Raw genomic sequence first — 13936 nt, forward strand, 5'->3', positions numbered from 1 at the left:
TCTAGGTGCGCTCCAGGGCCCGCAGAAGGTAATTGATGGAGTCCAGCATTGACACGTGTAGAGGCCGATGCCGGGCTGCGCGAGCGGCACCGTCGACGCCGCGCACAGCCGCCGCCGACGCGCCCATCGACCACCCCGGGGGGCTCGCCTGTCCGCATTCCCGGCCGCCACGGAACGCCGCCGCAGACCCTGGCCCGGCACACCCGGGTGTGTTGCACTGATACCGAACCCGCGAGTAACAACGCGCGATCGGAGTGACCGGATGACGGCCGAGCAGCCCGGCCCGAGCACGACGGACCCCAACCCCAGGACCTGGCCCACCGACATACCCCTCGCCGACCTCGACTTCTGGTCGGGCCCACTGGCGCAGCGCGAGGCCGGCTTCGCCCGGTTGCGCGCCGAGTGGCCGATGCCGTACTACCCCGAACCGGAAACGCCGCTCCCGGCCGGCCCCGGCTTCTGGGCGCTGACCACGCACGCCGACGTCGCGGAGGCGACCCGGCGGCCGGAGGACTTCTGCTCGGGGCGCGGTGCGACCCATATTCCCGACTTCCCACCGGAGTTCGGCGAGTTCTTCGGCTCCATGATCGAGATGGACGACCCTCGCCACCAGCGGCTGCGCCGGATCGTCGCCCGCACCTTCACCCCCAGGATGATCAAGAAGTTCGCCGACGACGTGGACCGGACCGCCGGCGAGATCGTCGACGACGTCGCCGAACGCGGCTCCTGCGACTTCGTCACCGACATCGCGGCCCGGCTGCCGCTGACGGTCATCTGCGACATGATGGGCATCCCGGCCAAGGACCACGGCTTCGTCTTCGACCGCTCGAACGTGATCCTGGGCATCGCGGACCCCGAGTACGTCCCGCAGACCGCCGGCGGCCACCTCGAGGCGCTGTTCACGGCCGGCACCGAACTCGCCCAACTGATGGGCGACCTGGCCGAGTTCCGGCGCGGCACGCCGACCGACGATGTCACCTCGGCGCTGGTCAACGCGGAGATCGACGGGGAGAGCCTGAGCAGCGACGAACTCGCCTCGTTCTTCATCCTGTTGCTCGCCGCCGGCAACGAGACCACGCGCAACGCGATCTCGCACGGCATCCGCCTGCTGACCGAGAATCCGGACCAACACCGGTTGTGGTGCTCGGACTTCGAGCGGTACGCGCCGACCGCCGTCGAGGAGATCGTCCGCGTCGCCTCACCCGTCGTCTGGATGCGGCGAACCGCGACCCGGGACACCGAGCTGAACGGCAAACCGGTGCGCGACGGCGACAAACTGCTGCTGTTCTACTGGTCGGCCAACCGCGACGAGACGGTATTCGCCGACCCGAGCCGGTTCGACCTCACCCGCGACCCGAACCCGCACGTCGGCTTCGGCGCACGCGGCCCACACTTCTGCCTCGGCGCACACCTGGCCCGACGCGAAATCACTCTGCTGTACCGCGAGTTGCTACACCGCCTACCGGACATCCGGGTGGTCGGCGAACCGGAGCGCCTGCGCTCCAGCTTCATCAACGGCATCAAACACATGACCTGCGAATTCACCCCGACTTCTCGGACCCCCCGGAGGACTTGAGCCCGGACGCAGGCGGAGCCGAGGACCCGGGCCCGGGTTCGGACCCGGACTCGGGCCCGGACTCGGGCCCAGACTCGGACTCGGACTCGGACCCGGTTTTCGGCTCCACCTCGGGCACAGGCTCCACCCCGGATCCGCCCTCCGGTGCGGCCACATGCTCCACCTCGGATGCGGGCTCGGCCCCTGGCGCGGCCTTCGACTCGGCGGTGGGCTCGTTCGGCGCGTCCTCCACCGGCGCACCGGACACCGACGTCCCGGCCTCGGTCGCACCCTCCCCCGCCACCCGCTCGTCCGGGGCCACAGGCGCCTCGGCTCCCGCAACCCCCGCCCCTACCCCTGCCCCCGCGCCCGTGCCCGGATCGATCAACTCGCCGATGTCCCCTACTGCCGGCAACTCCCCGTCCGGCGTCACCGCGTCCACCACCCCCGGGAGCGTCGCGGCCAGCGCGGCGGCCGTCTCCTCCTTAGTCATCCCGGCCTGCCCGGCCAGCCGTACCATCTCGTCCTCGCCGAGCGCGTCGGTGAGTTCCTTGCCGCTCACCGGCTGATTGCGCCCGACGTCCACCCACGACCTCGCCTGCTCCTCCAGCCCACCCGCCCGCAGCCGCTGCAGCAACGTGCCGAGGCCGCCGGCCCCGCTCACCCCGCCCGGCCCGGTCAGCAGCCCGAGCAGCACCCGAACGAGCCCCTGATCGCCACCACCACCCCGCCCGCCGAGCAACCCGCCGAGAAGTCCGCCGAGTCCACCGGGAAGGCTTGTTCCGCCGCTCATCCGTCCACTCCCTGCGCAGATCGCCATATCCGACTCTCGCCATATCCGGCTCTCATAGTGGGGTAAATAGGACAGTTCTTCGCGGTGGGCACGACGGCGGTACGCCCATCGGGCGACGCCCGGGTCAACGAGTGAGGTCGCGCAAAGCCAACCCCCACCCACCCCCGAAGACCCGGAAAGCCCCGGCGTGACCTTCGTCCCACGGTCCGCCGACCGCCGCGCCCACGTCGGTAACGTGCACCCATGTCGCTGTCCCAAGCCCTGCGCGGGCACGCCCGGGGGGCCCTGTCCCGCGCCGCGCACCGAGGCTGGCGGGCGCTGCAACGCGTCGGCGCGATCACCCCCGAGCAGCCCGGTCCGTACCGCTTCCGACGTCTGGGTGCGGGCAGCAAGCTGGCCTTCCCGGTCGGTTCGGTATTCGGCGAGCAGTGGATCATGGTCGGCGCGGGCTGCCTCATCGGCGAACACGTCACGCTGTCCGCCGGCCTGGCCCCCGGGCACGACCTGGGCACGGCGGCGGTGGTCACCATCGGCGACCGGTGCACGATCGGGCGCGGCAGCCACATCGTCGGCCACCACTCGATCACCATCGCGGACGACGTGTGGACCGGGCCGTACATCTACATCACCGACCAGAACCACAGCTACGCCGACCCGGATCGACCGATCGGCACCCAGTGGCCGATCAACGACACCGTGGAAATCGGCCCGGGCAGCTGGATCGGCGCGGGCGCGATCATCCTGCCGGGCGCCAAACTCGGGCGAAACGTGGTGGTCGCGGCCGGCTCGGTGGTCCGAGGCACCGTCCCCGACCACAGCGTGGTCGCGGGCGTACCGGCCAAGGTGGTCCGACGCCGCACCGAATCCGGCTGGGACCCGCCACTGCGGTACACCCCCACGCCGCTCCCCGCCGGCATCACCCACGACGAACTGGTGGCCCTGCTCACCGAGTACGAGGCCTCCGGCGGCCAGTAGCCCGGGAGTTCCACGTGAAACCGAGGCCACGGGCGGAGCGACCCCGGAACCGCCCCGCCCGCCCGGCGGCTCAACGCCTCGACGTCAAGCCTTCACACTGCCAAGCTTTCACACCGCCAAGCCTTCACACCGTCGTGCCGGCACACCGGCACACCCGTCGCGCCGTCACGCCTTCAGCCCGGACAGCCGCAACTGCACGCCGACCGCGTCCAATACCCGCACCTGCTGACCGCGCTGCCACCCCGGCACCGTCCAGTCCGCGTCCAACATCGAGATCGACACCGATCCGTTGTCGATCGCGGTGGTGTCCGCGTTGCGCACCGGCTCGTTCGTATCCGGCGCCAGTCCCAGGTTCAGCTTGTAACAGGTGTCGCAGGACGGGTCTTTGACGTAGCTCACCTCGAGCGGGTCGGCCTCGCCCACGTTGGTCATCTCGACCCGACCGGTCGGCTTGGCCGGGTAGTTCACGTTCAGCGAGGTGTGCGCGGGCAGCACCGGGCCACCGGCCCTGGCGGTGACCGCAAGCCGGTCCACCAGTCGGGTCGCGAACGTCATCACCTGCGCCATCTGCGGGAACGGATTACGCGGATCGGCAGTGTTGTACGCGGCGCTGAACGCGACCGCCGGGATGCCCTTCTCGGCGGCCGTGATCGACGCACCGACCGTGCCCGAGTGGTTGGTGGTCGCGCCGACGTTCTGCCCGGGGTTGACCCCGGTGACCACCAGGTCCGGCCGCTTGCCCCGGAAGACGTTGGCCAGCGCGAAGGAGACCGAGTCGGCGGGGGTGCCGTCCACCGACCAGATGCCGGGCTCGACCTCGGCCGCCTTGACGATCGAACCGGGCGTCGCGTTGATCCCGGTGCCCTTGCCGGACTGATCCGTCGCGGGCGCCACGATCACCGCGTCGTGCCCGGCCGCCTTGAGCGCCTTCTGCAGGGCGCGGATGAACGGGCCCTGCTGCCCGTCGTCGTTGCTGAGCAAAATGCTCAGCCTGCGCGGCGTCCGGGCGTCGCGGGCGCCCCGGGCGTCGTCGCTCGCCATCGCGACGGGCGCGCTCGCCGCGAGTAGGGCGGCGGCGGTGACACCCGCCGCGAGGGCGGGCAGTTTTCTACCGAACTCGGCCATCTCGTCCTCCGTAGGCAAGAAGGTCTGCGCACGGGAAGAGGCCGAAGCCCGCAAGCCCCATGCACGAAAGCGAAACCACAACCGGAACCAGAACCGGAACCGGCCGGGCGGAATCCGTTGTCGACCCGACGCCGATGGCGGGTGAAATGCGGATCGCACTACGTGTACGGAGGGGTGAATCGGACGGAATGCACCCTGCGATTCGACACGTGTCGGCCGGCGGATAGCGAAAATAGGGTCATCGGTCGGACATTGCAATGGGCAATGCCGGGCGATTCGTCCGGCCGCATGTTCCTTCGCCGCACCGGGTGATCGGGGTCGTCCCGCGAGGGAGGCCCCAGCCGAACTCGTGGCGCCGATGGCCCTGCCGAAACGGCCACCGACGCCGACCCGGTAGCCGCCCCACGCGCGCCACCTCTGGAATTCAACATCATTTCGGTCAAAACGTCATCAAGCACCACACGTGACACGCCATCCTGTTCCAGGTGTCATCCGAAAAGATCACCGCACGGATAAGCACCGCGCATCCGGGGCAGTAAACCCGCCATGTTGGGGCTTCCGAACACGATCCATGCGCTTCTCTTCGACCTCGACGGGGTGTTGACCCAGACCGCCAAGGTCCACGGCGTCGCCTGGAAGGAGATGTTCGACCGCTTCCTGCGCGACCGCGACGGCGCCGGCTTCACGCCGTTCGACCCCAGACGCGACTACGACACCTTCGTCGACGGCCGGCCTCGACTCGACGGCACCCGCTCCTTCCTGGCCTCGCGCGGCATCGAGTTGCCCGAGGGCGAGGACGACGACGCGCCCGGGACGCCGACGGTGCACGGGCTGAGCAACGCCAAGAACGACCTGGTGTTGCAACTGATCCGAGAGCAGGGCGTCGAGACGTATCCCGGCTCGGTGCGCTACGTGCACGCGGCGCGCGCCGCGAAACTGCCCTGCGCCGTGGTGTCCTCCAGCGCCAACTGCGAGGACGTGCTGCGCGCCGCGGGCATCCACGACCTCTTCGACACGATCGTGGACGGCGTGGTGGCCAAGCGGGACAAGCTCGCCGGCAAACCGGCCCCGGACACCTTCCTGGCCGGCGCCCGGGCGCTCGGCGTCGCGCCCGCGCACGCGGCCGTGTTCGAGGACGCGCTGGCCGGCGTCGCGGCCGGCCGGGCGGGCGAGTTCGGCTGGGTGATCGGCGTGGATCGGGTCGGCCAGGCCGAGGAGTTGCGCAAGCACGGCGCCGACGTGGTGGTATCGGACCTGGACGAACTCCTGGACACCCCGGCGGAAGGCACGGCATGAGCACCGGACACCCGTACACGGTCGAGCCGTGGGGCATCACCGAACAGGCCCTCGATCTCGACCATCTGCCCCAGTCCGAGTCGGTGTTCGCGCTCTCCAACGGCCACATCGGCCTGCGCGCCAACCTGGACGAGGGCGAGCCGCACGGCCTGCCCGGCACCTACCTCAACGGCGTCTTCGAACTACGCCCACTGCCCTACGCCGAGGCCGGCTACGGCTATCCCGAGTCCGGGCAGAGCGTCATCAACGTCACCAACGGCAAGATCATCCGACTCCTGGTCGACGACGAACCGTTCGACCTGCGCTACGGCCAAACCCAGGACCACGAACGCTCGATCGACTTCCGCGAGGGCGTCCTGCACCGCCGCGCGCTCTGGACCTCCCCGGCCGGCCGCACCGTACGGGTCACCTCCAAACGCCTCGTCTCGCTCACCCAACGCTCGATCGCCGCGATCGAATACGAGATCGAGCCGATAGACGGCCCGGCCCGCATCGTGCTCCAGTCCGAACTGGTCACCAACGAGGAACTCCCGCTCCCCAACGCCGATCCACGCGCCGCCGCCGTCCTGGAGGCGCCGCTGCGCGCCGAGGAGCACACCCACAACGCCTCGAAGGCGATCCTGGTCCACCGCACCGAACACAGCGGCCTGCGCGTCGCGGTCGGCATGGACCACGAGATCGACGGCCCCGAGAGCATGTACGTGGAGACCGAAAGCGCCGCCGACCTGGCCCGATTCAGCGTCACCACGGTGCTCGATCGTGGGCAGAAGCTGCGCATCGTCAAATACATCGCGTACGGCTGGTCCTCCACCCGCTCACTGCCCGCGCTGCGCGATCAGGTCGCCGCAGCGCTCACCGCCGCGCGCTACACCGGCTGGCACGGCCTGGTCGACGAACAACGCGGCTACCTCAAACAGTTCTGGGACAACTCCGACATCGAAGTGGAAGGCGACGTCGAACTCCAACAAGCGGTCCGATTCGCGATGTTCCACGTACTACAAGCAGGCGCCCGGGCCGAGGAGCGGGCCATCCCGGCAAAGGGCCTGACCGGGCCCGGCTACGACGGCCACTGCTTCTGGGACACCGAGGTGTTCGTCCTGCCGGTGCTCACGTACGGGCTGCCGCACGCGGTCGCCCAGGCGCTGCGCTGGCGGCACTCGACACTGCCCCTGGCCCGCGAGCGGGCCGCGCAACTGGGGTTGGCCGGCGCGCTGTTCCCGTGGCGGACGATCCGCGGCGAGGAGTGCTCGGGCTACTGGCCGGCGGGCACCGCCGCGTTCCACATCGGCGCGGACATCGCGGTGGCCGTCGCGCGCTACGTCCGGGCCACCGGGGACCGCGACTTCGAACGCGACTTCGGCCTGGAAATCCTGGTCGAGACCGCCCGGATGTGGCGCTCGCTCGGACACCACGACGCGGCCGGGCAGTTCCGGATCAACGGGGTGACCGGTCCGGACGAGTACAGCGCGCTCGCCGACAACAACGTGTTCACCAACCTGATGGCCCAGACCAATCTGTTGGCCGCCGCCGACGCGGTGGTGCGCCATCCACACGAGGCACGCGCGCTCGAGGTGAACACCGAGGAAACCGCCAGCTGGCGCGACGCGGCAAACGCGATGTACATCCCCTACGACGAGGAACTCGGCGTCCACCCACAAGCAGACGGCTTCACCAAGCACAAAGTCTGGGACTTCGAAAACACCCCGCCCGACCACTACCCCCTGATGCTCCACTACCCGTACTTCGACATCTACCGAAAGCAAGTCGTCAAACAGGCCGACCTGGTCCTTGCCATGCAGGTCCGCGGAGACGCCTTCACCGACGAGCAAAAACGCCGCAACTTCGACTACTACGAGGCGCTGACCGTCCGCGACTCCTCACTCTCCGCCTGCACCCAGGCAGTCCTGGCCGCCGAGGTCGGCCATCTCGAACTCGCCCTGGACTACACCGCCGAAGCCGCCCTGATGGACCTGCACGACCTGGCCAAGAACACCAAGGACGGCCTGCACATGGCCTCCCTGGCCGGCACGTGCCTGGCCCTGGTCGCAGGCTTCGGCGGCCTACGCGACCACGGCGAATGCATGTCCTTCAAACCGCGTCTCCCGATCGGCCTGACCGGCCTCGCCTTCTCACTGTCCGTCCGAGGCGCCCGCCTACGCGTGGAAACGACCCACACCCAAACCACCTACACACTGCGCGAAGGCGACGAACTCCCCATCCTCCACCACGACGAAAGCCACACCCTGACCCCGGGGAAACCGATAACCCTAAAAATCCCCCAACTCCCAAGAGACACCCCACCCACCCAACCAACGGGCCGCTCCCCAGTCCACCGCCAAGGCACCCCCGACACCCACCCCACAGGCCCCAGCCCAAGCTGACCCCCCCCGGGCCCCCAAACCCCAGCCCGGCGAGCGTTCGAGGCCACCCCCAGCCCGACGGGCGTTTGGAGCCACCCAGCCCGGCCGGCGCTTGAGGCCACCTCCAGCCCGGCCGGCGCTTGAGACCACTCAGCCCGGCCGGCGCATGGGGCCACCCCAGCCCGGCCGGCACTTGAGACCACCCACAGCCCGGCCGGCGTCTGAAGCCACCCAACCCGGCCAACGTATGGGGGCACCCCCAGCCCGGCCGGCGTTTGAAGCCACCCAGCCCGGCCGGCACTTGAGACCACCTCCAGCCCGGCTGGCGCTTGAGGCCACCCAACCCGGCCAGCGCTTGGAGCCACCTCCAGCCCGGCCAGCGCTTGAGGCCACCCCCAGCCCGGCCGGCGCTTGAGGCCACCCCCAGCCCGGCCGGCGCTTGAGGCCACCCCCAGCCCGGCCGGCGCTTGAGGCCAAAAAAACCCGCCCAAAGCGCAAGCGCAAGTGCACTGGCCTTCACGTCCACGTAAAGGTCTACCGTTCCCACCATGCGCATCGGAGAACTTGCGGAGCGCGCAGGAACCAGCACCCGAACCCTGCGCTACTACGAGGAACGCGGCCTGCTGTCCGCCCGCCGCACCAGCAGCGGTTACCGCGACTACGACGAGGACGACGCCCGCCTGGTCCGCGAGATCCGCGCCCTTCTCGGCATCGGCTTCGACCTCGAAGAGACCCGCCCCTTCGTGGAGTGCCTGCGCGCCGGCCACGACGCCGGCGACGAGTGCCCCGCGTCGGTCGCCGTCTACCGCCGCAAACTCGCCGAACTCGACGCGTGCATCGACCGCATGCAACGCATCCGCTCCCACCTGGCCGCCCAACTCGACCAGACCGAGCGCAACCACGGCACGGCCGAAAAGCCCGACGGCGCCAACCGCACCCCCACCGAGGCCGCCGCCACCCTGCCCGACCCACCCGAACCCCGCTGCGCCCTGACCCCGGGCCCACCCACGCCCACCGCCACACCACCCACCGAGGAGCCCCGATGAGTACCCACGTCCACGACGCCACCGACGCCGACTTCGACGCAGTCGTACTGCGCGGAGAGCGCCCCACCCTGGTCGAGTTCACCGCCGACTGGTGCGGCCCCTGCCGCCAGATGGCCCCGGTCCTGGACCAACTCGCGATCGAGGAGCCCGGCCTGGCCGTGGCCAAGCTCGACGTCGACCACAACCCGGCCGTGGCCGCCCGCTACGGCGTACTGTCCATGCCGACCTTCATCGTCTTCCGCGACGGCGAACCGGTGAAGCAGTTCGTCGGCGCCCGCCCCAAGCGCCGCATCCTGGCCGAACTCGCGGACGCGAACGTACTCGGCACCAACGCCCACGCTCGCTGAGCAGTGCCGCGCCCGGCGACAGAGGCGGCCTCGGGCGAACTCGTCGCCTACCGGGACTCCGCCGAACTGCTCGCCGTCTCCGGCCACGACGGCGACACCGCGCGCCCGCTCGGCGTCCGCGCCGGGGATCGGCTGCCGGTCGGTCCTACTTGAAGTCCGGCTTCTGGTCGGACACCCAGATCTGATCCAGCGAAGCCTTGCACTTGTCGCTCGCCGTGCAGGTGAGCTGGATCTCGTTGGCCCCGTCGACCAGGGTCACGTTGTTCCAGGTCCCGGTGACGCTGTTCCCGGTGCCCCACGACTTCAGCATCGACTGCTTCTTGGTGTTCGTACCGTTGACGATGATCGACAACGTCTGCTGATCGCCGGAAGGGGCGGGGTTCAGGTATCGCACCGCCAGGTAGTACGTCCCGGCCTTCGGGGGCGTGACCTTCAGCGTCACCGTCGACCCGACGACCTGCATGTCCACCATGTTGCCGCCGGCGGAGTTGGTCACGCCCGGCACCAGGGCCGCACCGCCACTGGGCGCGGCGTCCTTGGCCTCGAGGACCGCGAACTTCCCACCGGGAGCCGTCGACGGCGCGGCCGGCTGCGTCGCCGGCTGTGACGGCGTCGAGCTGGTCTGCACACCGCCGGTCGTCACCGGCGTCTTCGCCTTCTTGTCCTTGTCGTCGCCGCTGTTGTTCGTCAGCAGGACCGCGACCACGCCGATCACGACCACCACCGCCACCACTGCGGCGATGATCGCGCCGCGCCCGCCGCCCTTGCCGCCGCCGCGCGTCGGCGGCGCCTGCTGGGGAGGCGGCGCGCCGCCGTGTTCGTGCTGGGCCGGAATCGCCGCCTGGGGCTGCGTATGCGCGGGGGGCTGACCGTAATTCATCTGCCCGACCTGCACATATTGCGGCATCATCCGATTGGCGGGAGAACCGTACGCTCCGGTTGCCCCTGTCCCCTCGCCCGCTTCCTCACCCGGCGCCGGCCGATAGAGGTACCCGTACGGGTCTTCAGGTTCACCGTTGGTACCCGCCGTCATCGGGTAGTCCTCCCTACGTGCGCCAGGCCAAGCGTTGTCAATACCAGGCATCACACTAACGGGCGACGGGCGACGCAAGTGGCGATGTCCGCGTGACGGGACTGTCACGAAAACGCCCTACCGACGCGTATGGAGACCGGGCACACACCCGCCCCCGGCCTGTTCACAGCCGCTTCGGCCGGTCCCAATTCCACACCCGATCGGTGACCGAATTCACCCGAGACGCGCAAGAGATCCACCCATGCGGAGGTGGCCCGCGCCAGGGCCGGCCAACCGTCCGCCCGACCGGCCGCAGCCCGACCGACCCGCGCCTACCCCGCCCGACGTTGCGCGCGATCGCGGCGGCGCTTGTTCGCGTACATGTGCTCGTCGGCGATCCGCAGCAGGTCCTCGGGCTCGGCCGCCTCCTCCGCCCAGCCGATCCCGAAGCTGGCCCCCTCCAGCGGCACCGCGAGCCCCTCGGCCGGAATCGGCACGGACAGCGCCCGGCGCAGCCGGACCGCCATCTCCTCCGCCTCCTCGCGCCCGATCCCGTCGGCGAGCACCACGAACTCGTCGCCGCCGAGCCGGGCCACCGTGTCCCCCTCGCGCACCGCGGCGGTGAGCCGCTCGGCGACCGCCTTGAGCACCACGTCGCCGATGTGGTGGCCGAAGTTGTCGTTGATGTGCTTGAACCCGTCCAGATCGCAGAACAGCAGCGCGACGCCGCGCCGTTCGGCCGCGGGCGGCTCGTCGACCACCACCACCGCGCCCTCCGGCAGGCCGAGGCCGTCCGGGATGCTCAGGATCGCGCTCGAGGGCATCGTCCACTCGTCCGCGTAGGGCTCGTGCACTTCGCCGACGGACCCCACCGCCCCGCCCGGCACCCCGGCGGGGATGCCGGACTTCACCCCGAACCGCGCGGCCAGCCGAGCCCGCAGCTCGCGCCCGTTCGGCAGCCCGGTGAGCGGATCGTGGCTGGCCTCGTGCACAAGCGCCTGTTCGCGCTGCTTGCGATCCTCGATGTCCTCCACGTGGGTCAATCCGAACCGCAGATCGCCGAGCCCGTCCGCGACCTGCGAGGTGCGCAGCGAGACCCAGCGATACGTTCCGTCGCTGCGTGCCAGACGCAGCTCGGTACAACCCGCCACCGGGACCGTCCCGCCCAGGTGCCCGCCGAGCAGCGGCCGATCCTCCGGGTGCGCCAACGCGCCGAGGCCGAGCCGCTTGAGCACCGGCGCCGGGTAGCCCAGCATCCGGCACAGCGCGTCGTTGGCCCGCAACAGCTGCCCCTGCTCGTGCCCGCGCACCCCGGTCATCACCATGCCGCTCGGCGCGTACTCGAACGCCTGCCGGAAGCTCTCCTCGCTGGCCCGCAAGGCCAGTTGCTCCCGCTCGAGCCGGGCCACCGCGCGCTGCATGTCGCTGCGCAGCCGCGCGTTGTCCACCGCGATCGCCGCCTGCGCCGCGAACATGCCGAGCACCTCGCGCCGCCAGGGGGCGGGCCGCAGGCCGTCCACCGGCAGGTCCACGGACAGTACGCCGACCAGGTCGCCCTCGGGCGTGTGCAGCGGCGCGAGCAGCGCGTCGCGCGGGTGCCAGGCCTCGGGGTGGTCGCCGATCGGCAGGTCCGGTATCCAGCTCGGCACGTCGCCCATGTCGGCCGGCCCCGAGCTGTGGTGCCCGAGGAAGCGCAGCGGGCCCCACGGCTCGGCCGCGGCCAGAATTCGATCCCATCCCTCCCGTGAACCGATCTGGCCGGCCATCGCCTTGCGCAGCTCGTCGTTGCCGGCCACCGCCGCAACCTCAAGATCGGCGTCGGCGCGGACGAGATTGACCGCCGCGACCCCGAACCCGAGGCCCGAGACCACACCGTCGACGACGGCTTGGAGGGTGTCCTTGAGGTCGCGCGTGGCGTTCAGGTCGGCGACGACGCGGTTCAAAAGGCGCAAAGTCGCCAACCGGACGTGGGTCTCCGTCTCGGCTGTCATGGGTCTCCCCCAGGGGTCGACGCCGGTGTCTTCTGAACAGATATCGTCCGTTTACCAGAGAAACTGAATCACAGCGGGCTTCGAATTGGCGACGTTCCGTCATCGATCCGACTGTCACTGTGAGCCACTTCACGCTTCATACCGTATCGAGTCGGACCGCCGGGCCGCCCCGGAATCAGGTCCTCCGCCGCCGTCCAAGGCGCATCGTACGAGGCGGGAGCCCACTTTCGGGAAATAACCCCGGGGTTCGCCGGGGCCACCTGACGCCCAATCAGAAACGGATGGCCGCTCCGCTGTGTGTCACCGGGCTGCGGCACAGCCGATCGGGCGCCGGGATCACCGCCCGCCCGCACCGCCGCACACCCGGCGTCGGTCACCGCCGCCGGGGCATCGGGGTCGGCCGCATACCCTGGAGGCGTGCCCCAGTCTCCCGCGCCTCCCGTCGAGGCCGACGTGTTCAAGATGGCGATGTCGCGGTTCGCCGCCGGGGTGGTGTTGATCACCGCGGTCGAGGGTGATCCCGCCGACGGCGGACCCGTGGACGACGTGGGGATGACCGCGACCGCGTTCATGTCGGTGTCCGTGGCCCCGCCGCTCGTGCTGATCAGCCTCCGCGAGGAGGCCCGGATGCGGGACGTGCTCGACGAACAGCCGCTGTGGGCGGTGTCGCTGCTGTCGCAGAGCCAACGCCACATCGCGGGCCGGTTCGCCATCCCCGGCCGGATCAGCGACCGGCTGATGTTCGCCGACATCCCACACCGCCGCGGCCCGGCGTCCGGCGCGGCGCTGGTCGGCGGCGCGCTGGCGACCCTGGAGTGCCGTACGCATCAGGTCGTCGAGGCGGGCGACCACGTCCTCTACGTCGGCGAGGTGCTCACCGCCGAGTTGCCCAGCCCCGAGGGGCTGCCACTGCTGCACTTCCGCGGCCGCTACCGGAGCCTGGGCTGACCCCGCGCGGTCCGTCCCGATCCGGCCGGGGCCGGCACATCCCATGGGTCGGCCACCGCGATCCTCGGCCACCTCGACACTCCACCGGCCATGGCCCCTTGATCGCAGCCCGTCCACCGCAGCCCGTCCGCCCGCCGCCCGCACCGTCCCTGACGGACCGTCAGCTCCAGCGGGGAGTCAGCGCCGGGCTCCCTTGCCGGTGAACTTGACCACCAGCGACACCAGGAAGGCCGCCACCGCGATGCTGATGATCCAGCGGATCCAGTCGATCCCCTTGGTGTCCTCGACGCCCAGGCCGGCGGCGATCCCGTAGCCGATCAGCGTGCCCACGATGCCCACCGCCATCGTGGCCAGGAAACCGATCTTCTGCTTCCCGGGGAGGAAGAGCCGCCCCAGCGCGCCGATGATGATGCCGGCGAAGATCAAGCCAACGAACGTCACAGGTTCCTCCACCGGGCGGGCAGCAGCGTTACAAAACATCCCGACCC

13 protein-coding genes are annotated in these 13936 nt (G+C 70.4%); 8 read left to right on the top strand and 5 right to left on the bottom strand.

Annotation, left to right across the window (positions count from 1 at the left end; all coding sequences use genetic code 11):
• The first annotated feature begins 262 nt into the window (after positions 1-262).
• Positions 263-1576, top strand: coding sequence for a cytochrome P450 (locus ABIA38_RS18835; RefSeq protein WP_424639840.1), 1314 nt, complete (start codon positions 263-265; stop codon positions 1574-1576).
• Here ABIA38_RS18835 and ABIA38_RS18840 read toward each other — a convergent pair.
• A complete protein-coding gene (locus ABIA38_RS18840) occupies positions 1542-2348 on the bottom strand; it encodes a YidB family protein (protein ID WP_424639841.1) in 807 nt (268 codons plus the stop codon). The two genes, ABIA38_RS18835 and ABIA38_RS18840, sit on opposite strands and share 35 nt — an antisense overlap.
• Positions 2349-2591: 243 nt before the next feature.
• On the opposite strand from ABIA38_RS18840, the gene ABIA38_RS18845 reads away from it, so the two are divergent.
• Complete coding sequence (locus ABIA38_RS18845; protein WP_424639842.1) at positions 2592-3323, top strand: acyltransferase; 732 nt, start codon at positions 2592-2594, stop codon at positions 3321-3323.
• Positions 3324-3488: 165 nt separating this feature from the next.
• Here ABIA38_RS18845 and surE read toward each other — a convergent pair whose 3' ends face one another.
• A complete protein-coding gene (surE, locus tag ABIA38_RS18850; protein ID WP_424639843.1) occupies positions 3489-4448 on the bottom strand; it encodes a 5'/3'-nucleotidase SurE in 960 nt (319 codons plus the stop codon).
• Positions 4449-4994: 546 nt separating this feature from the next.
• On the opposite strand from surE, the gene ABIA38_RS18855 reads away from it, so the two are divergent.
• The 5 genes from ABIA38_RS18855 (at position 4995) to ABIA38_RS18875 (ending at position 9650) form a co-directional block, all read left to right on the top strand.
• Entirely contained in the window at positions 4995-5744 is a 750-nt protein-coding gene (locus tag ABIA38_RS18855; RefSeq protein WP_424639844.1) for an HAD family hydrolase, read from the top strand.
• The gene (locus ABIA38_RS18860) at positions 5741-8125 is read left to right on the top strand and encodes a glycoside hydrolase family 65 protein (protein ID WP_424639845.1); all 2385 of its coding nucleotides are present in this window, start codon (positions 5741-5743) and stop codon (positions 8123-8125) included. Before ABIA38_RS18855 ends, ABIA38_RS18860 begins: the two co-directional genes overlap by 4 nt.
• 527 nt (positions 8126-8652) lie before the next feature.
• Complete coding sequence (locus tag ABIA38_RS18865; protein WP_424639846.1) at positions 8653-9150, top strand: MerR family transcriptional regulator; 498 nt, start codon at positions 8653-8655, stop codon at positions 9148-9150.
• Entirely contained in the window at positions 9147-9497 is a 351-nt protein-coding gene (gene trxA, locus ABIA38_RS18870) for a thioredoxin (protein ID WP_424639847.1), read from the top strand. Before ABIA38_RS18865 ends, trxA begins: the two co-directional genes overlap by 4 nt.
• Before the next feature lie 3 nt (positions 9498-9500).
• Complete coding sequence (locus ABIA38_RS18875) at positions 9501-9650, top strand: hypothetical protein (protein WP_424639848.1); 150 nt, start codon at positions 9501-9503, stop codon at positions 9648-9650.
• Here ABIA38_RS18875 and ABIA38_RS18880 read toward each other — a convergent pair.
• Both ABIA38_RS18880 and ABIA38_RS18885 read right to left on the bottom strand, forming a co-directional pair.
• Complete coding sequence (locus ABIA38_RS18880) at positions 9643-10377, bottom strand: CBM35 domain-containing protein (RefSeq protein WP_424639849.1); 735 nt, start codon at positions 10375-10377, stop codon at positions 9643-9645. The genes ABIA38_RS18875 and ABIA38_RS18880 overlap by 8 nt on opposite strands.
• 464 nt (positions 10378-10841) lie before the next feature.
• Positions 10842-12500 (bottom strand): diguanylate cyclase domain-containing protein, encoded by a 1659-nt coding sequence (locus ABIA38_RS18885; protein ID WP_424639850.1) that lies wholly within the window; start codon positions 12498-12500, stop codon positions 10842-10844.
• Between the two features lie 462 nt (positions 12501-12962).
• Between ABIA38_RS18885 and ABIA38_RS18890 the strand changes: the two genes are divergently transcribed.
• The gene (locus ABIA38_RS18890; RefSeq protein WP_424640060.1) at positions 12963-13448 is read left to right on the top strand and encodes a flavin reductase family protein; all 486 of its coding nucleotides are present in this window, start codon (positions 12963-12965) and stop codon (positions 13446-13448) included.
• A 177-nt stretch (positions 13449-13625) separates the two neighbouring features.
• Here the strand turns inward: ABIA38_RS18890 and ABIA38_RS18895 are convergent, their stop codons facing one another.
• Positions 13626-13889, bottom strand: coding sequence for a GlsB/YeaQ/YmgE family stress response membrane protein (locus ABIA38_RS18895; RefSeq protein ID WP_424639851.1), 264 nt, complete (start codon positions 13887-13889; stop codon positions 13626-13628).
• Between the last annotated feature and the right edge of the window lie 47 nt (positions 13890-13936).

This window comes from Embleya sp. AB8 (genome assembly GCF_049739465.1).
In the GTDB taxonomy this organism is placed as follows: domain Bacteria; phylum Actinomycetota; class Actinomycetes; order Streptomycetales; family Streptomycetaceae; genus Embleya.

Excerpts from the sequence above, each read along its gene's own strand:
- ABIA38_RS18855 (WP_424639844.1), top strand. The coding sequence starts at position 4,995 with ATGTTGGGGCTTCCGAACACGATCCATGCGCTTCTCTTCGACCTCGAC.
- ABIA38_RS18840 (WP_424639841.1), bottom strand. The coding sequence starts at position 2,348 with ATGAGCGGCGGAACAAGCCTTCCCGGTGGACTCGGCGGACTTCTCGGC.
- ABIA38_RS18860 (WP_424639845.1), top strand. The coding sequence starts at position 5,741 with ATGAGCACCGGACACCCGTACACGGTCGAGCCGTGGGGCATCACCGAA.
- ABIA38_RS18885 (WP_424639850.1), bottom strand. The coding sequence starts at position 12,500 with ATGACAGCCGAGACGGAGACCCACGTCCGGTTGGCGACTTTGCGCCTT.
- ABIA38_RS18835 (WP_424639840.1), top strand. The coding sequence starts at position 263 with ATGACGGCCGAGCAGCCCGGCCCGAGCACGACGGACCCCAACCCCAGG.
- surE (WP_424639843.1), bottom strand. The coding sequence starts at position 4,448 with ATGGCCGAGTTCGGTAGAAAACTGCCCGCCCTCGCGGCGGGTGTCACC.
- ABIA38_RS18890 (WP_424640060.1), top strand. The coding sequence starts at position 12,963 with ATGGCGATGTCGCGGTTCGCCGCCGGGGTGGTGTTGATCACCGCGGTC.
- trxA (WP_424639847.1), top strand. The coding sequence starts at position 9,147 with ATGAGTACCCACGTCCACGACGCCACCGACGCCGACTTCGACGCAGTC.
- ABIA38_RS18845 (WP_424639842.1), top strand. The coding sequence starts at position 2,592 with ATGTCGCTGTCCCAAGCCCTGCGCGGGCACGCCCGGGGGGCCCTGTCC.
- ABIA38_RS18865 (WP_424639846.1), top strand. The coding sequence starts at position 8,653 with ATGCGCATCGGAGAACTTGCGGAGCGCGCAGGAACCAGCACCCGAACC.
- ABIA38_RS18880 (WP_424639849.1), bottom strand. The coding sequence starts at position 10,377 with ATGAATTACGGTCAGCCCCCCGCGCATACGCAGCCCCAGGCGGCGATT.